We start from the raw sequence: 16,610 nt of genomic DNA, 5'->3' as shown, positions 1-16,610 counted from the left end.
ACCGAGGAACGGCTGCGCGACTACCTGAAGCGGACGGTCAACGACCTGCGTGACGCGCGCCACCGCCTTGCCGAACTGGACCGTGCCGCCGAACCGGTGGCGGTGGTGGCGATGAGCTGCCGGTTCCCCGGAGGGGTGCGGTCACCGGAGGAGTTGTGGCGACTGGTTGAGAACGGCACCGACGCGACCGGCGACTTCCCGGACGACCGCGGCTGGGACGCGACCGCGCCGTACCACCCGGACCCGGCGACGACCGGCGCCACCTACACCCGACGCGGAGGCTTCCTCTACGACGCGGGTGACTTCGACCCGGCGTTCTTTCAGATGAGCCCCCGCGAGGCGCTGGCCACCGACCCGCAGCAGCGGCTGGTGCTGGAGACCGGATGGGAGCTGTTCGAACGCGCCGGAGTCATGCCGGATTCCCTGCGCGGCAGCCGCACCGGTGTCTATCTCGGCGTGATCCACGCGGACTACGGCGGCCGGTTGCGGCGGGTGCCGCCGGAGCTGGAGGGTTTCACGCTCAGCGGCAGCGCGGGCAGTATCGCGTCCGGCCGGGTGGCGTACACCTTCGGGCTGGAGGGCCCGGCCGTCACGGTGGACACCGCCTGCTCGTCGTCGCTGGTCGCGATTCACCTGGCAGCGCAGGCTCTGCGTCATGGCGACTGCACGCTCGCCGTGGCCGGCGGCGCGACAGTGATGGCCACCCCCCGACCGTACGTGGAGTTCAGCCGGCAGCGCGCACTCTCGCCGGACGGCCGGTGCCGGTCGTTCGCCGCCGCCGCGAACGGCACCGCCTGGTCCGAGGGTGCGGGCTTACTGCTGCTGGAACGGCTTGCTGACGCCCGCCGCCACGGGCACCCGGTGCTGGCCGTGATCCGGGGCAGCGCGGTCGCCCAGGACGGTGCCAGCAGCCGGCTGACCGCGCCGAGCGGGCCCGCCCAGGAGCGGGTCATCCGCGACGCGTTGGCCGACGCGCGGCTGACCCCGGCCGACGTGGACGCGGTGGAGGCGCACGGCACCGGCACCAGGTTGGGCGACCCGATCGAGGCGCAAGCCCTGATCGCCACGTACGGGCAGCGCCCGGCCGACCGGCCACTGCGGCTCGGTTCGATCAAGAGCAACCTCGGGCACACCCAGGCCGCGGCCGGAGTGGCCGGTGTGATCAAGATGGTCGAGGCGATGCGGCGCGGCGTGCTGCCGCGCACCCTGCACGTGGACCGGCCCACTCCCGAGGTGGACTGGTCGGGCGGCGAGATCCGGCTACTCACCGCCAACGAGCCCTGGCCTGTTGCCGACCGCCCGCGCCGGGCCGCGGTCTCCTCGTTCGGGATCAGCGGCACCAATGCCCACCTCGTCCTCGAACAGGCGCCCGACGAGCCGACGACCGGCCGGGACCGGCCCACGCGGGAAGCGCTCGCCTGGCCGCTGTCGGCGCGCACCCCCGCCGCGTTGCGGGTGACCGCGGCCCGGCTGCTCGAGCGCCTGCGTAACGACCCCGCGCTGGACCCTGCGGCTGCCGCGCACACCCTGTCCACCGGCCGGACGGCGTTCGACGAGCGCGCGGTCGCGGTGGGCGCCGATCGGGACGGGCTGCAGGCGGAGCTCACCGCCCTCGCCGAGGGCCGCGGCGTGAGCGGCCGGCTGGTCACCGGCGGGCTGGCGTTCGTGTTCAGCGGTCAGGGCGGACAGCGGCCAGGCATGGGCGCCGGGCTGGCCGCCCGGTTCCCGGTGTTCGCGGACGCCCTCGAGGAGCTGGGGACGGAACTCGACCCGCACCTGGACGTTCCGCTGCGTACGGTGCTCGGGTCGGCGGAACTGCTGTCCCGCACCGAGTACGCCCAGCCGGCCGTGTACGCGGTGCAGGTCGCGCTGACCTGTCTGCTGAAATCGGCCGGCGTGGTGCCTGCCGCGGTGGCCGGGCATTCGATCGGCGAACTGACCGCGGCCCGGGTGGCCGGTGTGCTCACCCCAGCCGACGCGGCGCTGCTGGTCACCGCCCGGGGCCGGCTGATGCAGCGGGCCCGGCCCGACGGAGCGATGGTGGCGGTCGCGGCGGCCGAGGACGAGGTCCGCCGACTACTGCCCGCCGGCAGCGAGATCGCCGCGGTGAACGGTCCGACGGCCGTGGTGGCGTCCGGCGATCGGACGGCCATCAACCGGCTGGCCGTCGAAGCCCGGGCGGCCGGTTTGCAGGTCCGGCCGCTGGCCGTCAGCCATGCGTTCCACTCGGCGCACCTGGATCCGGTGCTGGCCGAGTTCCGGGCGGTGGCGGCCGGGATCACGGGCGGCGCCCCGGTCGTGCCGCTCATCTCCACTCGCACCGGGCGGCCGATGACCGGCGATGAGGCCGGCCCGGACCACTGGGTGCGGCACATGCGGGAACCGGTCCGTTTCCACGACGCGGTGCGGCACCTGACCGGCGACGGCATCCGGACCTTCCTGGAGATAGGCCCGGATGCGGCGCTGGCCCCGCTGATCCCGGACGGCGGCGTGGCCACGCTGCGGCGCGACCGCCCCGAGCCGGAGACGTTCCTACGCGCCCTCGGCGAATTGCACACCCGCGGGACGGCGGTGGACTGGCCCGCCGTCAACCCACCCGCCCACGGCCACGCCGACCTGCCCACCTACCCGTTCGAGCGACAGCGACTGTGGCTGGACGAGCCACCCGCCACCGATCACCGTGACGCGACCGGGCATCCCCTGCTCGGCGCGGTCATCGAGGTGGCCGGCACCGGGGAGACGGTGTGGACCGGCCGGATCGCCGCCGGCTTCCCGGCCTGGCTGAGCGGGCATCGGGTACGCGGCGAGGTGGTCGTACCCGGCACTGCCCTGCTCGACCTTGTGCTGTGCGCCGGCGGCCGGGTGGCCGAACTGATCCTGGAGACCCCACTGGTCGTGCCCGCGGACACCCCCGTACGGATTCAGGTGCGGGCCGCCTCCGGCGAGGTGACCGTGCACGCCCGCGCCGACCGGGCCGGTACGCCCTGGCAGCGGCACGCCACCGGGCGGCTCGAACCGGTGGTATCCGCCATTGCCGAGGACCCTGGACCGTGGCCGCCGCCCGACGCCGAGCCGGTGCCGACCGACGATCTCTACCTCGACCTGGCCGACCGGGGACTGCGCTACGGGCCGGAGTTCCAAGGTGTTCGTCGCGCCTGGCGGGCCGGTGCTGACCTGCTGGCCGAGGTGACCGGCCCGGCCCCGGACGGGCACACCGTGCACCCGGCCACGCTGGACGCCGCCCTGCACGTGCTGGCCCGGCACACCGACCGTCTGCTCGTCCCGTACGCCTGGCGCGGCGTCACCGTGCACCGGCCCGCCGCGACGTGGCGGGTCCGGCTGAGCCCTCGGGGCGGCGACCGCTTCCGCCTGCACGCGGCCGACGAGCGCGGTGCCACCGTGCTGACCGTCGACGACCTCGAGTTGCGCCCGCTGGCCGAGGGCGGCCCCAGCCGGGACCTGTTCCAGACCGCGTGGATACCGGCCGACCTGCCCGCTGCTGGCGCTGAGGACGTCACCTATCTGCACTGCCCCACCGGAGACGGCCCCAATCTGCCGGCCCGCACGCACGACGTGTTGCGGCGGATGTTGGCCGAGGTCCAAACACGGCTGGACGGTCCGCCGCTGGTCGTGGTGACCCGTGACGCCGTCGCGGTCCGGGCCGGGCGAGACGTGCCGGACCCGGCCGCGGCCGCGGTATGGGGCCTGATCCGGTCGGTACGGGCCGAGCACCCGGGCCGGGTGGTGCTGGTCGACCACGACGGACGGCCGGCGTCAGTCGAGGCGGTGCCGGCCGCCGTCGCGCTCGGCGAGCCCGAGGTGGCGATCCGAGACGGCCACGCCCACCTCCCGCGGGTGGTGCCGGCCGCCGAGCCCGAGCTGCCCGCCCTGCCGCCCGGCGCACGGCTGGAGGTGCTGCGGCCGGGCTCGTTCGACGGTCTCGGTGTCGCCGCCGGGCCGGCGCCGGATACCCCGCTCGGCCCGGGTGAGGTCCGGGTCGCGGTCCGCGCGGCCGGCCTCAACTTCCGGGACGTGCTCGCCGCGTTGGGCATGTACCCCGGTGAATCGCCGCTGATCGGTGCCGAGGCGGCCGGCGTGGTGAGTGCGGTGGCCGCCGACGTGAGCGGCCTGGTGCCGGGCGACCGGGTGCTCGGGGTGTTCCCGGGCGGGGCGATGGGGCCGGTCGCGGTCACCGACCACCGGCTGTTGGCTCGGCTGCCGGAGGGCTGGTCCTTCAGCACCGGTGCGGCCGTTCCGGTGGCGTTCCTGACCGCGTACTACGCCCTGGTCGACCTGGCCGGACTACAGCCCGGCGAAACCATACTCATCCACGCCGCAGCCGGCGGAGTCGGCAACGCAGCCATCCAACTCGCCCACCACCTAGGCGCCGAGATATACGCCACCGCCAGCCCCCACAAACACCCCACCCTCAACCTGCCCCCCAACCACCTCGCATCCTCCCGCAACCTCGAATTCGAACACCAATTCACCAACGGCGTCGACGTCGTACTCAACTCACTCGCCGGCGACTTCATCGACGCCTCACTACGACTACTACGACCCGGCGGCCGATTCATCGAAATGGGCAAAACCGACCCCCGCTCCCCCACCGGAATCAACTACCAAACCTTCGACCTCCTCGACGCCGGCCCCGACCGAATCGCGGAAATGCTCCACGAAGTAATACGACTAACAACCAACGGCACCCTCAACCCACCACCAGTGACCTGCTGGGACATCCGCCACGCACCCCAAGCCATGCGACACCTCAGCCAAGGCGCCAACATCGGCAAAGTAGTACTAACCATCCCCCAACCACTCAACCCCAACGGCACCGTCCTCATCACCGGCGGCACCGGCGCCCTCGGCACCCTCATCGCCCGCCACCTCGCCAACCACCACGGCATCAAACACCTCATCCTCACCAACCGCACCCCCACAACAACCACCACCAACATCCCCGGCGCCCACATCGCCACCTGCGACATCACCAACCCCACCCACATCCAAAAACTCCTCACCACCATCCCCACCAACCGACCCCTCACCGCCGTCATCCACGCCGCCGCAACCCTCGACGACGCCCTACTCACCAACCTCACCCCAGACCGACTCGACCGCGTACTCGCCCCCAAAGTGGACGGTGGATGGCACCTGCACGACCTCACCGCCGGCCTCGATCTCGCGGCCTTCCTGACCTTCTCCTCGTCCGCCGGGGCGCTGGGCAGCCCGGGCCAGGCGAGTTATGCGGCCGCCAACACGTTCCTGGACGCCCTCGCCGAACGGCGCCACCTGGCCGGGCTCCCGGCCACGTCGATCGCCTGGGGACTGTGGACCGAGGCCGACGGCATCGCCCGGGACCTGGACCATGCCGACCACGCCCGGATCGCGCGCACCGGCTTCGCCGGCCTCTCCAACGAGCGAGGGCTGGCCCTGTTCGACGCCGCGCTCGACTCGGGCACGGCCGCCCTGCTGGCCGTCCGACCCGACCCGGGCGCCCTGCGCGAGCGGGCCGCAGCCGGGCTGCTGCCGCCGATGCTGCGGGACCTGGCAGGTGACCGGATGCTCCAGCCCCCGGCCGCCACCGGCGACCTGGATCCGCTGGCGCTCGTCCGCACGCACGTCGCCGCGGTTCTCGGCCACCGGGATCCCGGCACGGTGAACCCCGAGGTGCCGTTCCGGGAGCAGGGCTTCGACTCCCTGACCGCAATGGAGCTGCGCAACCGGCTGAACGCGGCGACCGGGGCGGACCTGCCGGCCACGGTGATCTTCGACCATCCGACCCCGGCCGCTCTCGCTGATCACCTGCGGGCGTGCGCCGAGCCAGCCGCCACAGGCGAGGACACGCCGTCCATCCTCGCCGACCTGGGCCGGCTGGCCGAACGCGCCGCAGCTGCCGGACAAGACGACCTCGCGAACCGGCTGCGCACGCTGAGTCGGCCCGCGCCAGGCGCGGACACCAATCTGGCGACGGCCGGACAGGACGAGATCTTCGCCTTCATCGACCAGCACCTCGGCCGGGCGAACGCATGGGGGGAACATCGATGACGAACGAGGAGAAGCTCGCCGACTACCTGCGCTGGGTGACGACGGATCTAACCCGTACCCGGCAGCGGCTGGCCGAATTGGAGAGCGGGCCTCCCGAGCCGATCGCCATCGTCGGCATGGCATGCCGGTTCCCCGGCGGGGTCACCAGCCCGGAGGGACTATTCGACCTGGTCCGCAACGGGGTCGACGCGATCGGTGACTTCCCGGACGATCGCGGCTGGGACCTGGAGAATCTGTTCGACGACGACCCGGACCGGTCCGGAACCTCGTACGTTCGGCAGGGCGGCTTCCTGCACGACGCCGGTCTGTTCGACGCGGAGTTCTTCGGAATGAGCCCGCGCGAGGCCCTCGCCACCGACCCCCAGCAGCGCCTACTCCTGGAGTGCGCGTGGGAGGCGATCGAGCGGGCCGGCATCGACCCGATGTCGCTGCGTGGGACGCCGACCGGCGTGTTCGCCGGCGTCGGCCACAACGAGTACAACTCGCGCGGTGGGGAGTCCGCCGAGGGTTACCTGCTGACCGGCGGCCTGACCAGCGTCGCGTCCGGCCGAATCGCCTATGCCCTGGGTCTGCGCGGAGCCGCGGTCACCATCGACACCGCGTGCTCATCCAGCCTGGTCGCCGTGCACCTGGCGGCCCAGGCCCTGCGCTCCGGCGAGTGCACCATGGCGCTGGCCGGCGGGGCCACCGTGATGGCGCACCCTCGGATGTTCACCGAGTTCAGTCGGCAACGTGGCCTCGCCCCCGACGGACGCACCAAACCCTTCGCCGCCGCCGCCAACGGCGCCACCTGGAGCGAAGGCGCCGGACTCGTCCTCCTCGAAACCCTCACCCAAGCCCAAGCCAACAACCACCACATCCACGCCATCATCCGCGGCACCGCCACCAACCAAGACGGCACCAGCAACGGCCTCACCGCACCCCACGGCCCCGCCCAAGAACACGTCATCCACCAAGCCCTCACCAACGCCCACCTCACCACCCACGACATCCACACCCTCGAAGCCCACGGCACCGGCACCCCCCTCGGCGACCCCATCGAAGCCACCGCCATCCACCACACCTACGGCCACCACCGCAACCCCACCAACCCCCTACACCTCACCAGCATCAAATCCAACATCGGCCACACCCAAGCCGCCGCCGGCATCGCCGCCCTCATCAAAACCACCCACACCCTCCACCACACCCACATCCCACCCACCCTCCACATCGACCAACCCACCCCCCACACCACCTGGAACAACACCATCCACCTCACCACCACCCCCACACCCTGGCCCACCACACCCACACCCCGCCGCGCCGCCATCAACAGCTTCGGCATCAGCGGCACCAACGCCCACCTCATCCTCGAACAACCCCAACCCACCAAACCCCCACCCGAACCGCCGCTTCCCGGCGTGCTGCCGTTCGTGATCTCGGCGCGCACCCGGCAGGCTCTGCGTGACCAGGCCCGCCGCCTGCACGACACGATCGCCGCCGACCCGGAACCTCGCCTCGCCTCGATCGCGTACACCCTGGCCGCCGGCCGGGCGTCCTTCGAGGAACGTGCCGTGGTGCTCGCCGCCGACCGGCAGGGGCTGCTCAGCGGGCTGCACGACCCGGCCGACCCACCGGAGCGGATCGCCGGCCGCACCGTATTCGTATTCCCAGGCCAGGGGTCGCAGTGGGCCGGGATGGGCCTGGACCTGATCGAGCGGTTCCCGGTGTACCGCGCCGAACTGGAAGCCTGCGCCGACGCGCTCGCCCCGCACGTGGAGTGGACGCTGCTCGACGAGCTACACGGACCGCTGGACCGGGTCGACGTGGTGCAGCCGGCGCTGTTCGCGGTGATGGTGTCGCTCGCCGCGCTGTGGCGCTCCTTCGGTGTGCACCCGGACGCGGTAGTGGGCCATTCCCAGGGTGAGATCGCCGCCGCGTACGTGGCTGGCGCGCTCACCCTGCCGGACGCCGCCCGGATCGTGGCCGTCCGCAGCCGAGCCGTCCGGTCCCTGGCGCCGGGCGCTGGCATGGTGTCGGTGGCGCTACCCGCTCCGGAGGTCGACGCGCTGCTGGACGGGCGACTCGCCGTCGCCGCGGTGAACTCCCCTACGGCCACCGTGGTCTCCGGCGATAACGCCGCGCTGGACAACCTGCTCGCCCGGTGCGCCGAGCGGGAGATCCGAGCGCGGCGCATCCCGGTTGACTACGCGTCCCACTCGGCACGCGTCGAGCCGGTCCGCGACCTGCTGCACCACCAGCTGGCCGGGATCGCACCACGGCCCGCCGAGGTGGCGGTCTTCTCGACCGTCACCGGGGGCCGTGTCGACACCGTCAACATGGACGCCGGGTACTGGTACCGCAACCTGCGCGAGCCGGTCCGGTTCGCGGACGCCGTCCGGAGCCTGCTGGACACCGAGCACCGGTCGTTCCTAGAGGTCAGTCCGCACCCGGTACTGGCTACCCCGGTAGAGGAATGCTTCGGGGACAGCGGTGCGTACGGTGTCTTCACCCTTCGCCGTGACGAACCCGGCCCGGTCCGGTTCCTGGCTGCGGCAGCAGACCTGCACATCCGGGGCCGGGCGGTGGACTGGACCGCGGCGCTGCCGGCCGGTCCGCACCCGCTAGCCGCGCTGCCGACCTACGCGTTCCAGCGCCAGCGGTACTGGCTCACCACCCGCGATCACGGCGACGCGACGGCGTCCGGGCTGCGCGTCTCCGGCCACGAGCTGCTGCCCACCCTGGTCGAGCCTGGTGGCACCGACACCCTGCTGCTTACCGGCCGGATCTCCCGGCAGTCCCACTCCTGGCCGGCTGACCACGCGGTGCACGGCACCCCGCTGCTACCCGGCACCGCCCTGCTCGACCTCGCCCTGCACGCCGGCGAACTGACCGGCTGCCCACGGGTGGCCGAGCTGACCCTGCACACTCCACTGGTGCTGCCCACCGGCGGGGTGGACGTGCAGGTGGCGACCGGTGAGCCGGACCCGGCCGGACGTCGGGCGGTGACGATCTGCTCACGGACGGGCGGTCCGTCCTGGACCCGGCACGCCGAGGGCGTCCTGGCCCCTGGTGAGCCCGCCTGGGCGGACTCACCCAGCGCCTGGCCCCCGCCCGGCGCCGAGCCTGTCGACCTGACCGGCGGGTACGACGATCTGGCCGCCCGAGGCCACCATTACGGCCCGATGTTCCGGGGCCTGGAGGCGGTCTGGCGGCACGGCGGGGACACGTACGCCGAGGTGCGCCTGCCCGGCCCAACTGGCGGATACGCCCTGCACCCGGCGCTGCTCGACGCGGCGCTGCACCCGCTAGCGCTGCTCGCGGGACCGGGCGGCGTCGAGCTGCCGTTCGCCTGGACCGGCGTCACCCGGCATCGCAGCACGGCCGTCACCGCGTTGCGCGTCCGGCTGTCCCCGGCGGACGGCGGCGGCATCCGGCTGCACGCCACCGATCCGGAGGGTGTCCCGGTGCTCACCGCCGACTCACTGGTCACCCGCCCGGTGACCACGGACAGCCTGGGAGCCACCCCGGACGCTCTGCTGGAGCCACGCTGGTTCCCGGCCGCCACCGACCTGCGCCCCGGCCCGTACCCGGAGGCCGAGACAGTGCTCGCCGGGGCGGGCCCGGCCCCGGACCTGGCGGTGCTTGCCGTCCCGGCCGGCCCGGACGTGACCGCGCTGACCGCCGGGGTCCTCGACGTGCTCCGGCGCTGGCTCGCCGACGAGCGGTTGACCGGCACCGTCCTCGCCGTGGTGACCCACGGCGCGGTCGCGGTGACCGACGGCGAGGATTCCGACCCGGCCGGGGCTGCGGTGTGGGGGCTGGTCCGCAGCGCGCAGACCGAGCATCCCGGCCGGATCCGGTTGATCGACTCCCACACCGGCGACGCCATACCGGCCGGCGACGAGCCGCAGGTCGCGGTGCGGAACGGGCGCTGCCTCATACCCCAACTGGTGCCCGCCAGGCCGGGCGACCCGCCGGTGTTCGACCCGAACGGCACCGTGCTCGTCACCGGCGGCACCGGCACGCTCGGCCGGGTGCTCGCCGGTCACCTGGTGGCCCGCCACGGCGTCCGCCATCTGCTGCTGGTCAGCCGCAGCGGTGGCGAGGCACCGGACCTGGACGCCGAGGTGACCGTGGCGGCCTGCGACGTGGCCGACCGCGACGCCCTCGCCGCGACGCTGGCCGCGATCCCCGACCGGCATCCGCTCGTCGCCGTGGTGCACGCCGCCGGGGTGCTCGACGACAGCCTGCTGACCGACCTCACCGCAGGTCAGCTCGACCGGGTGCTGCGCCCCAAGGTGGACGGTGCCCGGAACCTGCACGAGCTAACCCGGCACCTCGGCCTGTCCGCGTTCGTGCTGTTCTCCTCGATCGCCGGCGTGCTCGGTACCGCCGGTCAGGCCAACTACGCCGCGGCGAACAGCTACCTGGACGCGCTGGCCGCCCACCGGCGCGCGAACGGGCTCGCCGCGACGAGCCTGGCCTGGGGCTTCTGGGCGTTGGAGAGCGGCATGACCCGGCATCTCGGCGGCCGGCGGGACCGCGGGAGCCTGGTAGCGCCGCTGTCCACTGCGGCGGCGCTGGCTCTGTTCGACGCAGCGACCGGCACCGGACCGGCGACGCTCGTCCCGGCCCGCATTGACCCGGCGGTGCTGCGCGCCCAGGCGGCCGAACGGACCCTTCCCCCGGTGCTGCGACGGCTGGTCCGCGCACCGGCCGCAGGCGCCGCCACAGATCAGGGAGCCGCCCTGAGGCAACGGTTGGGTGCCGGCAGTGACACGGAGCGCCAGCGGACCCTGCTCGATCTGGTGCGCGGGCATGCCGCGTGGGTGCTCGGGCATCCGGCACCGGAACTGGTCCGCGCCGACCGCAGTTTCACCGACCAGGGCTTCGACTCGCTGACCGCGCTGCAGCTGCGCAACCGGCTCGGCGTGGCCACCGGGCTGCGACTGCCGCCCACCGTGGTGTTCGACCACCCGACCCCCGAGCGGCTGGCCCGGCATCTGCTCACCCGGTTCCCCAGGGCCGGAGACGAACCGCCGGCGGTGCTGGCCGACCTGGACCGGTTGGAGGCAACGCTGCGGGCGATCCCCGAGACGATGCGGGACCGGGTGGCCGCGCGGCTGCGAGACCTGAGTCGCCTGCTCGACGGCGGCCGGCCGGAGCCCAGCGAGGTAGCCGACCGGATCGCCGGGGCCACGGCGGAGGAGATGTTCGCGCTCATCGACAGTGAGCTCAACCGCGAGGTGTCCCATGGAAAGTGAAGAGAAGCTGGTCGCCTACCTCAAGCGGGTCACTGCCGACCTGTACGAGACCAAACGCCGCCTGTCCGAGGCCGAGGCCCGGCAGAGCGAGCCGATCGCGATCGTCGGCATGGCATGCCGGTTTCCTGGTGGAGTGACCACCCCGGAGGAATTGTTCGATCTGGTCCTCAACGAGGTGGACGCGATCACCGGGTTCCCCACGAACCGCGGCTGGGACCTGGAGAATCTGTTCGACGACGACCCGGACCGGTCCGGAACCTCGTACGTCCGGCAGGGCGGCTTCCTGCACGACGCCGACCAGTTCGACGCCGCGTTCTTCGGCATCTCCCCGCACGAGGCCGCGGCGATCGACCCGCAGCACCGCCTGCTGCTGGAGTGCGCGTGGGAGGCGATCGAGCGGGCCGGCATCGACCCGGCGTCGCTGCGCGGCACCGCGACCGGTGTGTACGCGGGCCTGATGTACACCGACTACGGCTCCCGCCTGCACCACGCGCCGTCCGGGTTCGACGGCCACCTGTCCAGCGGCAGCTCCGGTGGAATCGCCTCCGGCCGGGTCGCCTACACACTCGGTCTGCACGGGCCGGCCGTCACCATCGACACCGCGTGCTCATCCAGCCTGGTCGCCGTGCACCTGGCCGTGCAGGCGCTGCGCTCCGGCGAGTGCACCATGGCGCTGGCCGGCGGGGCCACCGTCATGTCCACGCCGATCACCTTCACCGAGTTCAGTCGGCAGCGTGGCCTCGCCCCCGACGGACGCACCAAACCCTTCGCCGCCGCCGCCAACGGCGCCACCTGGAGCGAAGGCGCCGGACTCGTCCTCCTCGAAACCCTCACCCAAGCCCAAGCCAACAACCACCACATCCACGCCATCATCCGCGGCACCGCCACCAACCAAGACGGCACCAGCAACGGCCTCACCGCACCCCACGGCCCCGCCCAAGAACACGTCATCCACCAAGCCCTCACCAACGCCCACCTCACCACCCACGACATCCACACCCTCGAAGCCCACGGCACCGGCACCCCCCTCGGCGACCCCATCGAAGCCACCGCCATCCACCACACCTACGGCCACCACCGCAACCCCACCAACCCCCTACACCTCACCAGCATCAAATCCAACATCGGCCACACCCAAGCCGCCGCCGGCATCGCCGCCCTCATCAAAACCACCCACACCCTCCACCACACCCACATCCCACCCACCCTCCACATCGACCAACCCACCCCCCACACCACCTGGAACAACACCATCCACCTCACCACCACCCCCACACCCTGGCCCACCACACCCACACCCCGCCGCGCCGCCATCAACAGCTTCGGCATCAGCGGCACCAACGCCCACCTCATCCTCGAACAACCCCAACCCACCAAACCCCCACCCGAACCACAGTCCGACGAGGACGGTGTGGATGACGCGACGCCGGTGCCCTGGGTGCTGTCGGCGCGCTCCGAAGCGGCGTTGCGGGCCCAGGCGGACCGGTTGGCCCGCCTGGCTCGGGACCAGCCCGAGGTGCGGGCACGCGACGTGTCGACCAGCCTGCTGACCAGCCGGACCGCGTTCGAGCACGGCGCGGTGGTGCTCGCCGCCAGCCGGGACGCGCGGCTCGCCGCCCTGGACGCGCTGGCTGCCGGCAACGAGGCGCCGGATCTGCTACGCGGGGTGGCCGGCCCGCCCGGCGCGTTGGCATGGCTGTTCACCGGGCAAGGCAGCCAGTACCCCGGGATGGCCCGCGACCTCGCCCGGCACAGCCCGGTGTTCGCCAAGGCGTTGGACGACGTCCTCGGGCATCTGGACCCGAAAGTGCGCGCGGTGCTCGAGGCCGAGCCTGGCGACCAGAACGCCGGTCTGGTGCACCAGACCGCGTACACCCAGCCAGCGATCTTCGCGGTCGAGGTGGCGCTTGCCCGGCTGCTCGGCTCGTTGGGCCTGGAACCAGACATGGTCGCCGGGCACTCGATCGGGGAACTGGTCGCGGCGCACATCGCCGGGGTGCTCGACCTGCCGGACGCGGCGCTACTGGTGTCCGCCCGGGCGTGGCTGATGCAGAGCCTGCCAGCCACCGGGATCATGCTGGCCGTCCAGGCGGATGAGGCGACGCTCCGGCCGTACCTCGCCGGTCTGGACGGCCAGGTGGATGTGGCGGCGGTGAACGCGCCGACCGCGACGGTACTGGCCGGCGACTGGGATGTGCTGCTCGCGCTGGCCGAGCGCCTCGCCGTGGACGGGCACCGCAGTCGCCGGCTCGCGGCGACCCGGGCCTTCCACTCGCCACACACCGACGGCATCCTGAAGGAGTTCCACTCCACGGCCGCCCGAATGACCTACCGGGCCCCGCGGATACCTATCGTCTCGCACCTGACCGGCCGCCCCGTGACCGACGACGAGTTTCGTTCACCGGATCACTGGACCGCTCACATCCGCCGGCCGGTGCGGTTCATGGACACCGTGCGGGAGCTCCGGCGACGGGGTGCCACCACGTTCCTGGAACTCGGGCCGGACGGGACGCTCGCCGCCCTGACCGAACAGACCCTCGGCGGTCGACCCGACGGCATCGTGGTCGCGCAGACCCTGCACCCGGACCGGCCGGATGTCCGCACGCTACTCACCGCGCTGTCCGAGGTGCATCTGGCCGGGCACCGGGTGGCCGGGCTGGACCGGCTGACCGGGCGCCCCGGCCAGATCGTGCCGCTGCCCACCTATCCGTTCCAGCGTCGCCGGTGCTGGATGGACGCGCCGTCACGCACCGCCGGCCCGGTCCGCTGCGGCGCTCACCCGCTGCTCGGCGACCGGATCGACCTGGCCGGTACGAGCGCCGCCTGGTTCACCCGGACACTGACCGACCGGCGGCCCTGGTTTACCGACGAGCACCGGCTGATGGACGTCCCGGTACTTCCCGCCACCGCACTGGTCGAGTGGGCGCTGGCCGCCGCCCGGGAGGCCGCCGGCCAGGCCGAGCGGACCGAGTGGGTGCTGACCGGGATCCGGTTCACCGAGTTCCTGCCGCTGCCCGCCGGCGAGCCGGCCACCGTGCAGGCCGGCGCCGAGCCGCACGGGGCCGGCTACCGGGTACGGTGCTTCAGCCGGTCCGGGGACGACTGGCACGAGCACGCGACGGTGGACTCCGTGACGCCGGCCGACCCGACCGTGGGGTCCCATTCCGACCTGTCGGAGATCACCGCCCGGCTGACCGAGCGCGACGTCGCCGAGCTGTACGAGCGGTCGCGCCGGGCCGGTGTGGCGTACGGCCCGACGTTCCGCGGCCTCACCCGGTTGCACCACAGCGGTACCGAGGCCGTGGCGGAGGTGGTGAGCGAGGCGGTCACCCGCGACGGCGACGCCTACCTGCTGCACCCCGTCGCGCTGGACACCGCCCTGCATGTCGCGGGCACGTTCGCCGGGTCACCGGACATCCGGTGGATCCCGGTGTCGGTGGACCGGATCGAGGTGTCGAGCCGGCTGCCCGAGCGCTTCCGGGTGCACGCCCGCCGCATCGATCCGGGCGGGGACACCTCGACCGTGCTCGACCTCGACCTGATCGGCATGGCCGGCGAACGGCTGGTGACCATCCGCGGGCTGCGACTCACGTCGGTCGCCTCGACAGCGGCCGGGCCGCGCCGTTACGGGCTGGTCTGGCAGCCGTTCGACCCGACGCCGGTCGGGGAGCCGACCGGCACGTGGCAGGTGGCGAGCACCGACGACGCGCAGACCACCGCCTGGCGCTCCGGGACGGCCGAGGGTGTGGGCGGGCTGATCCTGCACGCCGCCCCGGTGCCCGGCGAGGACCCGGTGGAGGCGGCCTATCGCATCACCCGGTACGTCTTCAAGCGGCTCAAGCACTTCCTCGCGGACCACGCGGCCGAACGGCCCCGGGTGGTGCTGTGCTCGACCGGCGCCGCCACCGGGCTTGGCACCGCACCTGACCCGGCCCAGGCCGCGTTCACCGCCGCCGCCCGCGCGGTGATCAGCGAGTATCCCTACCTGCGCTGCGTGCAGATCGACCTGGACCCGGCAGCACCGGTCCCGCCGATCGCCGAGGTGCTGGCCGCGGCGGACGCCCTGCAGGGATCCGGTCACCTGGCGATCCGCGCAGGGTGCTGGTTCGAACAGCGGCTCACCGAGGCGCCGGCCGCCCCGGCCGGCGGCCCACGGGTCCGCGCGGACGCCACCTATTTGATCACCGGCGGGCTCGGTGGCCTCGGGCTGGCAACCGCAGCGTGGCTGGCTGAGCGGGGCGCGCGGACCCTGGTGCTGGCCGGTCGTACGGTGCCCGACCGGGAGCCTCCGGAGGTGGCTGCCCTGCGCGGCGCCGGCGTGCGCGTCGAGTTGCACCGCGCGGACCTCGCCGATCCGGCGGACGTCGCGGGACTGTTCCGCTTCGTCGGAGAGGGGATGCCGCCGCTGCGCGGAGTGGTGCACGCCGCCGGCGTCATCGACGACGGCCTGCTCACCGAACTCACCGGCGATCGCTACCGGGCGGTGCTGGACGCCAAGGTCCGCAGCAGCTGGCACCTGCACCGGGAGACCCTCGGGCTGCCGCTGGACTTCTTCGTCCTCTACTCGTCGCTGGCTTCGTTGATCGGCTCAGCCGGTCAGGGAAACTACGTGGCGGCGAACGCGTTCCTGGACGCGCTGGCCGGGCTACGCCAGCACCACGGCCTGCCAGCGCTCAGCGTCAACTGGGGGCCGTGGGCCGAGGTGGGGCTGGCCGCACGGACCGGTCTGACCGGCCGGATCGCGGCGGGCGGCGTGGAGCCCATGGCCCCGGCGCAGGCCCTGGACGCACTTCCGGCGCACGGCATACAGGTTGGGGTGGCCCGGATCGACTGGGCCCGTTTCCAAACGGCAACCGATGGCGGGCAGCCGTACACGCTGCTCACCGACGTACTTCCGGCCACCACGCCGCCCGTTCCCGCCGCAGCGGTGGACGAGTTGGCCGAGCTGGCCGTCCAGGACCCGGATCAGGCCCACGACCGGGTGCTCGACGACCTGTTCGAGCGGGTCGCGCTGCTGCTCGGTCTGTCCGCGGCCGACCGGGCCGAGATACGCCCCGGCTTCGCCAGCCTCCGGCTCAATCTGCTCGGCCTGGATTCGCTCCTGACCCTGCGGCTGCGCAACCGGATCCGGGCCGATTACGCCGCGGATGTTTCGGCCGACTTCCTGTTCGGCGGCGGCACCGCGTCCGACGTGGCAGCGCTGATTTGCCGGCAGCTCTCGGTGCGCAGCGTGCTGGCCGCCGACGACACACCCGCCGATCCCGAGCAGACCGAGGTGCTGACGTTCTGACGTCGGCCGGAGAGAGAGGTATC

At 72.9% G+C, this 16,610-nt stretch carries 1 protein-coding gene and 2 pseudogenes; all 3 read left to right on the top strand.

The features are described 5' to 3' along the window. Nucleotides 1-3: 3 nt before the first annotated feature. Nucleotides 4-5,811: pseudogene (locus ACQEUX_RS03450) on the top strand (SDR family NAD(P)-dependent oxidoreductase); the annotation flags it as partial. Nucleotides 5,812-6,044: 233 nt separating this feature from the next. After that, nucleotides 6,045-11,297 (top strand): annotated as a pseudogene (locus ACQEUX_RS03445) (SDR family NAD(P)-dependent oxidoreductase); the annotation flags it as partial. After that, a complete protein-coding gene (locus ACQEUX_RS03440; RefSeq protein ID WP_433040934.1) occupies nucleotides 11,287-16,587 on the top strand; it encodes an SDR family NAD(P)-dependent oxidoreductase in 5,301 nt (1,766 codons plus the stop codon). The pseudogene ACQEUX_RS03445 and the gene ACQEUX_RS03440, both read left to right, overlap by 11 nt. Nucleotides 16,588-16,610 lie beyond the last annotated feature (23 nt).

It is taken from the genome of Micromonospora sp. CA-259024, assembly GCF_050936255.1.
Classification (GTDB): domain Bacteria; phylum Actinomycetota; class Actinomycetes; order Mycobacteriales; family Micromonosporaceae; genus Micromonospora.
This window is presented reverse-complemented; position numbering and strand designations above follow the sequence as displayed.

What these genes read in the sequence shown, in the direction of transcription:
- ACQEUX_RS03440 (WP_433040934.1), top strand. Translation starts at nt 11,287, where the DNA reads ATGGAAAGTGAAGAGAAGCTGGTCGCCTACCTCAAGCGGGTCACTGCC.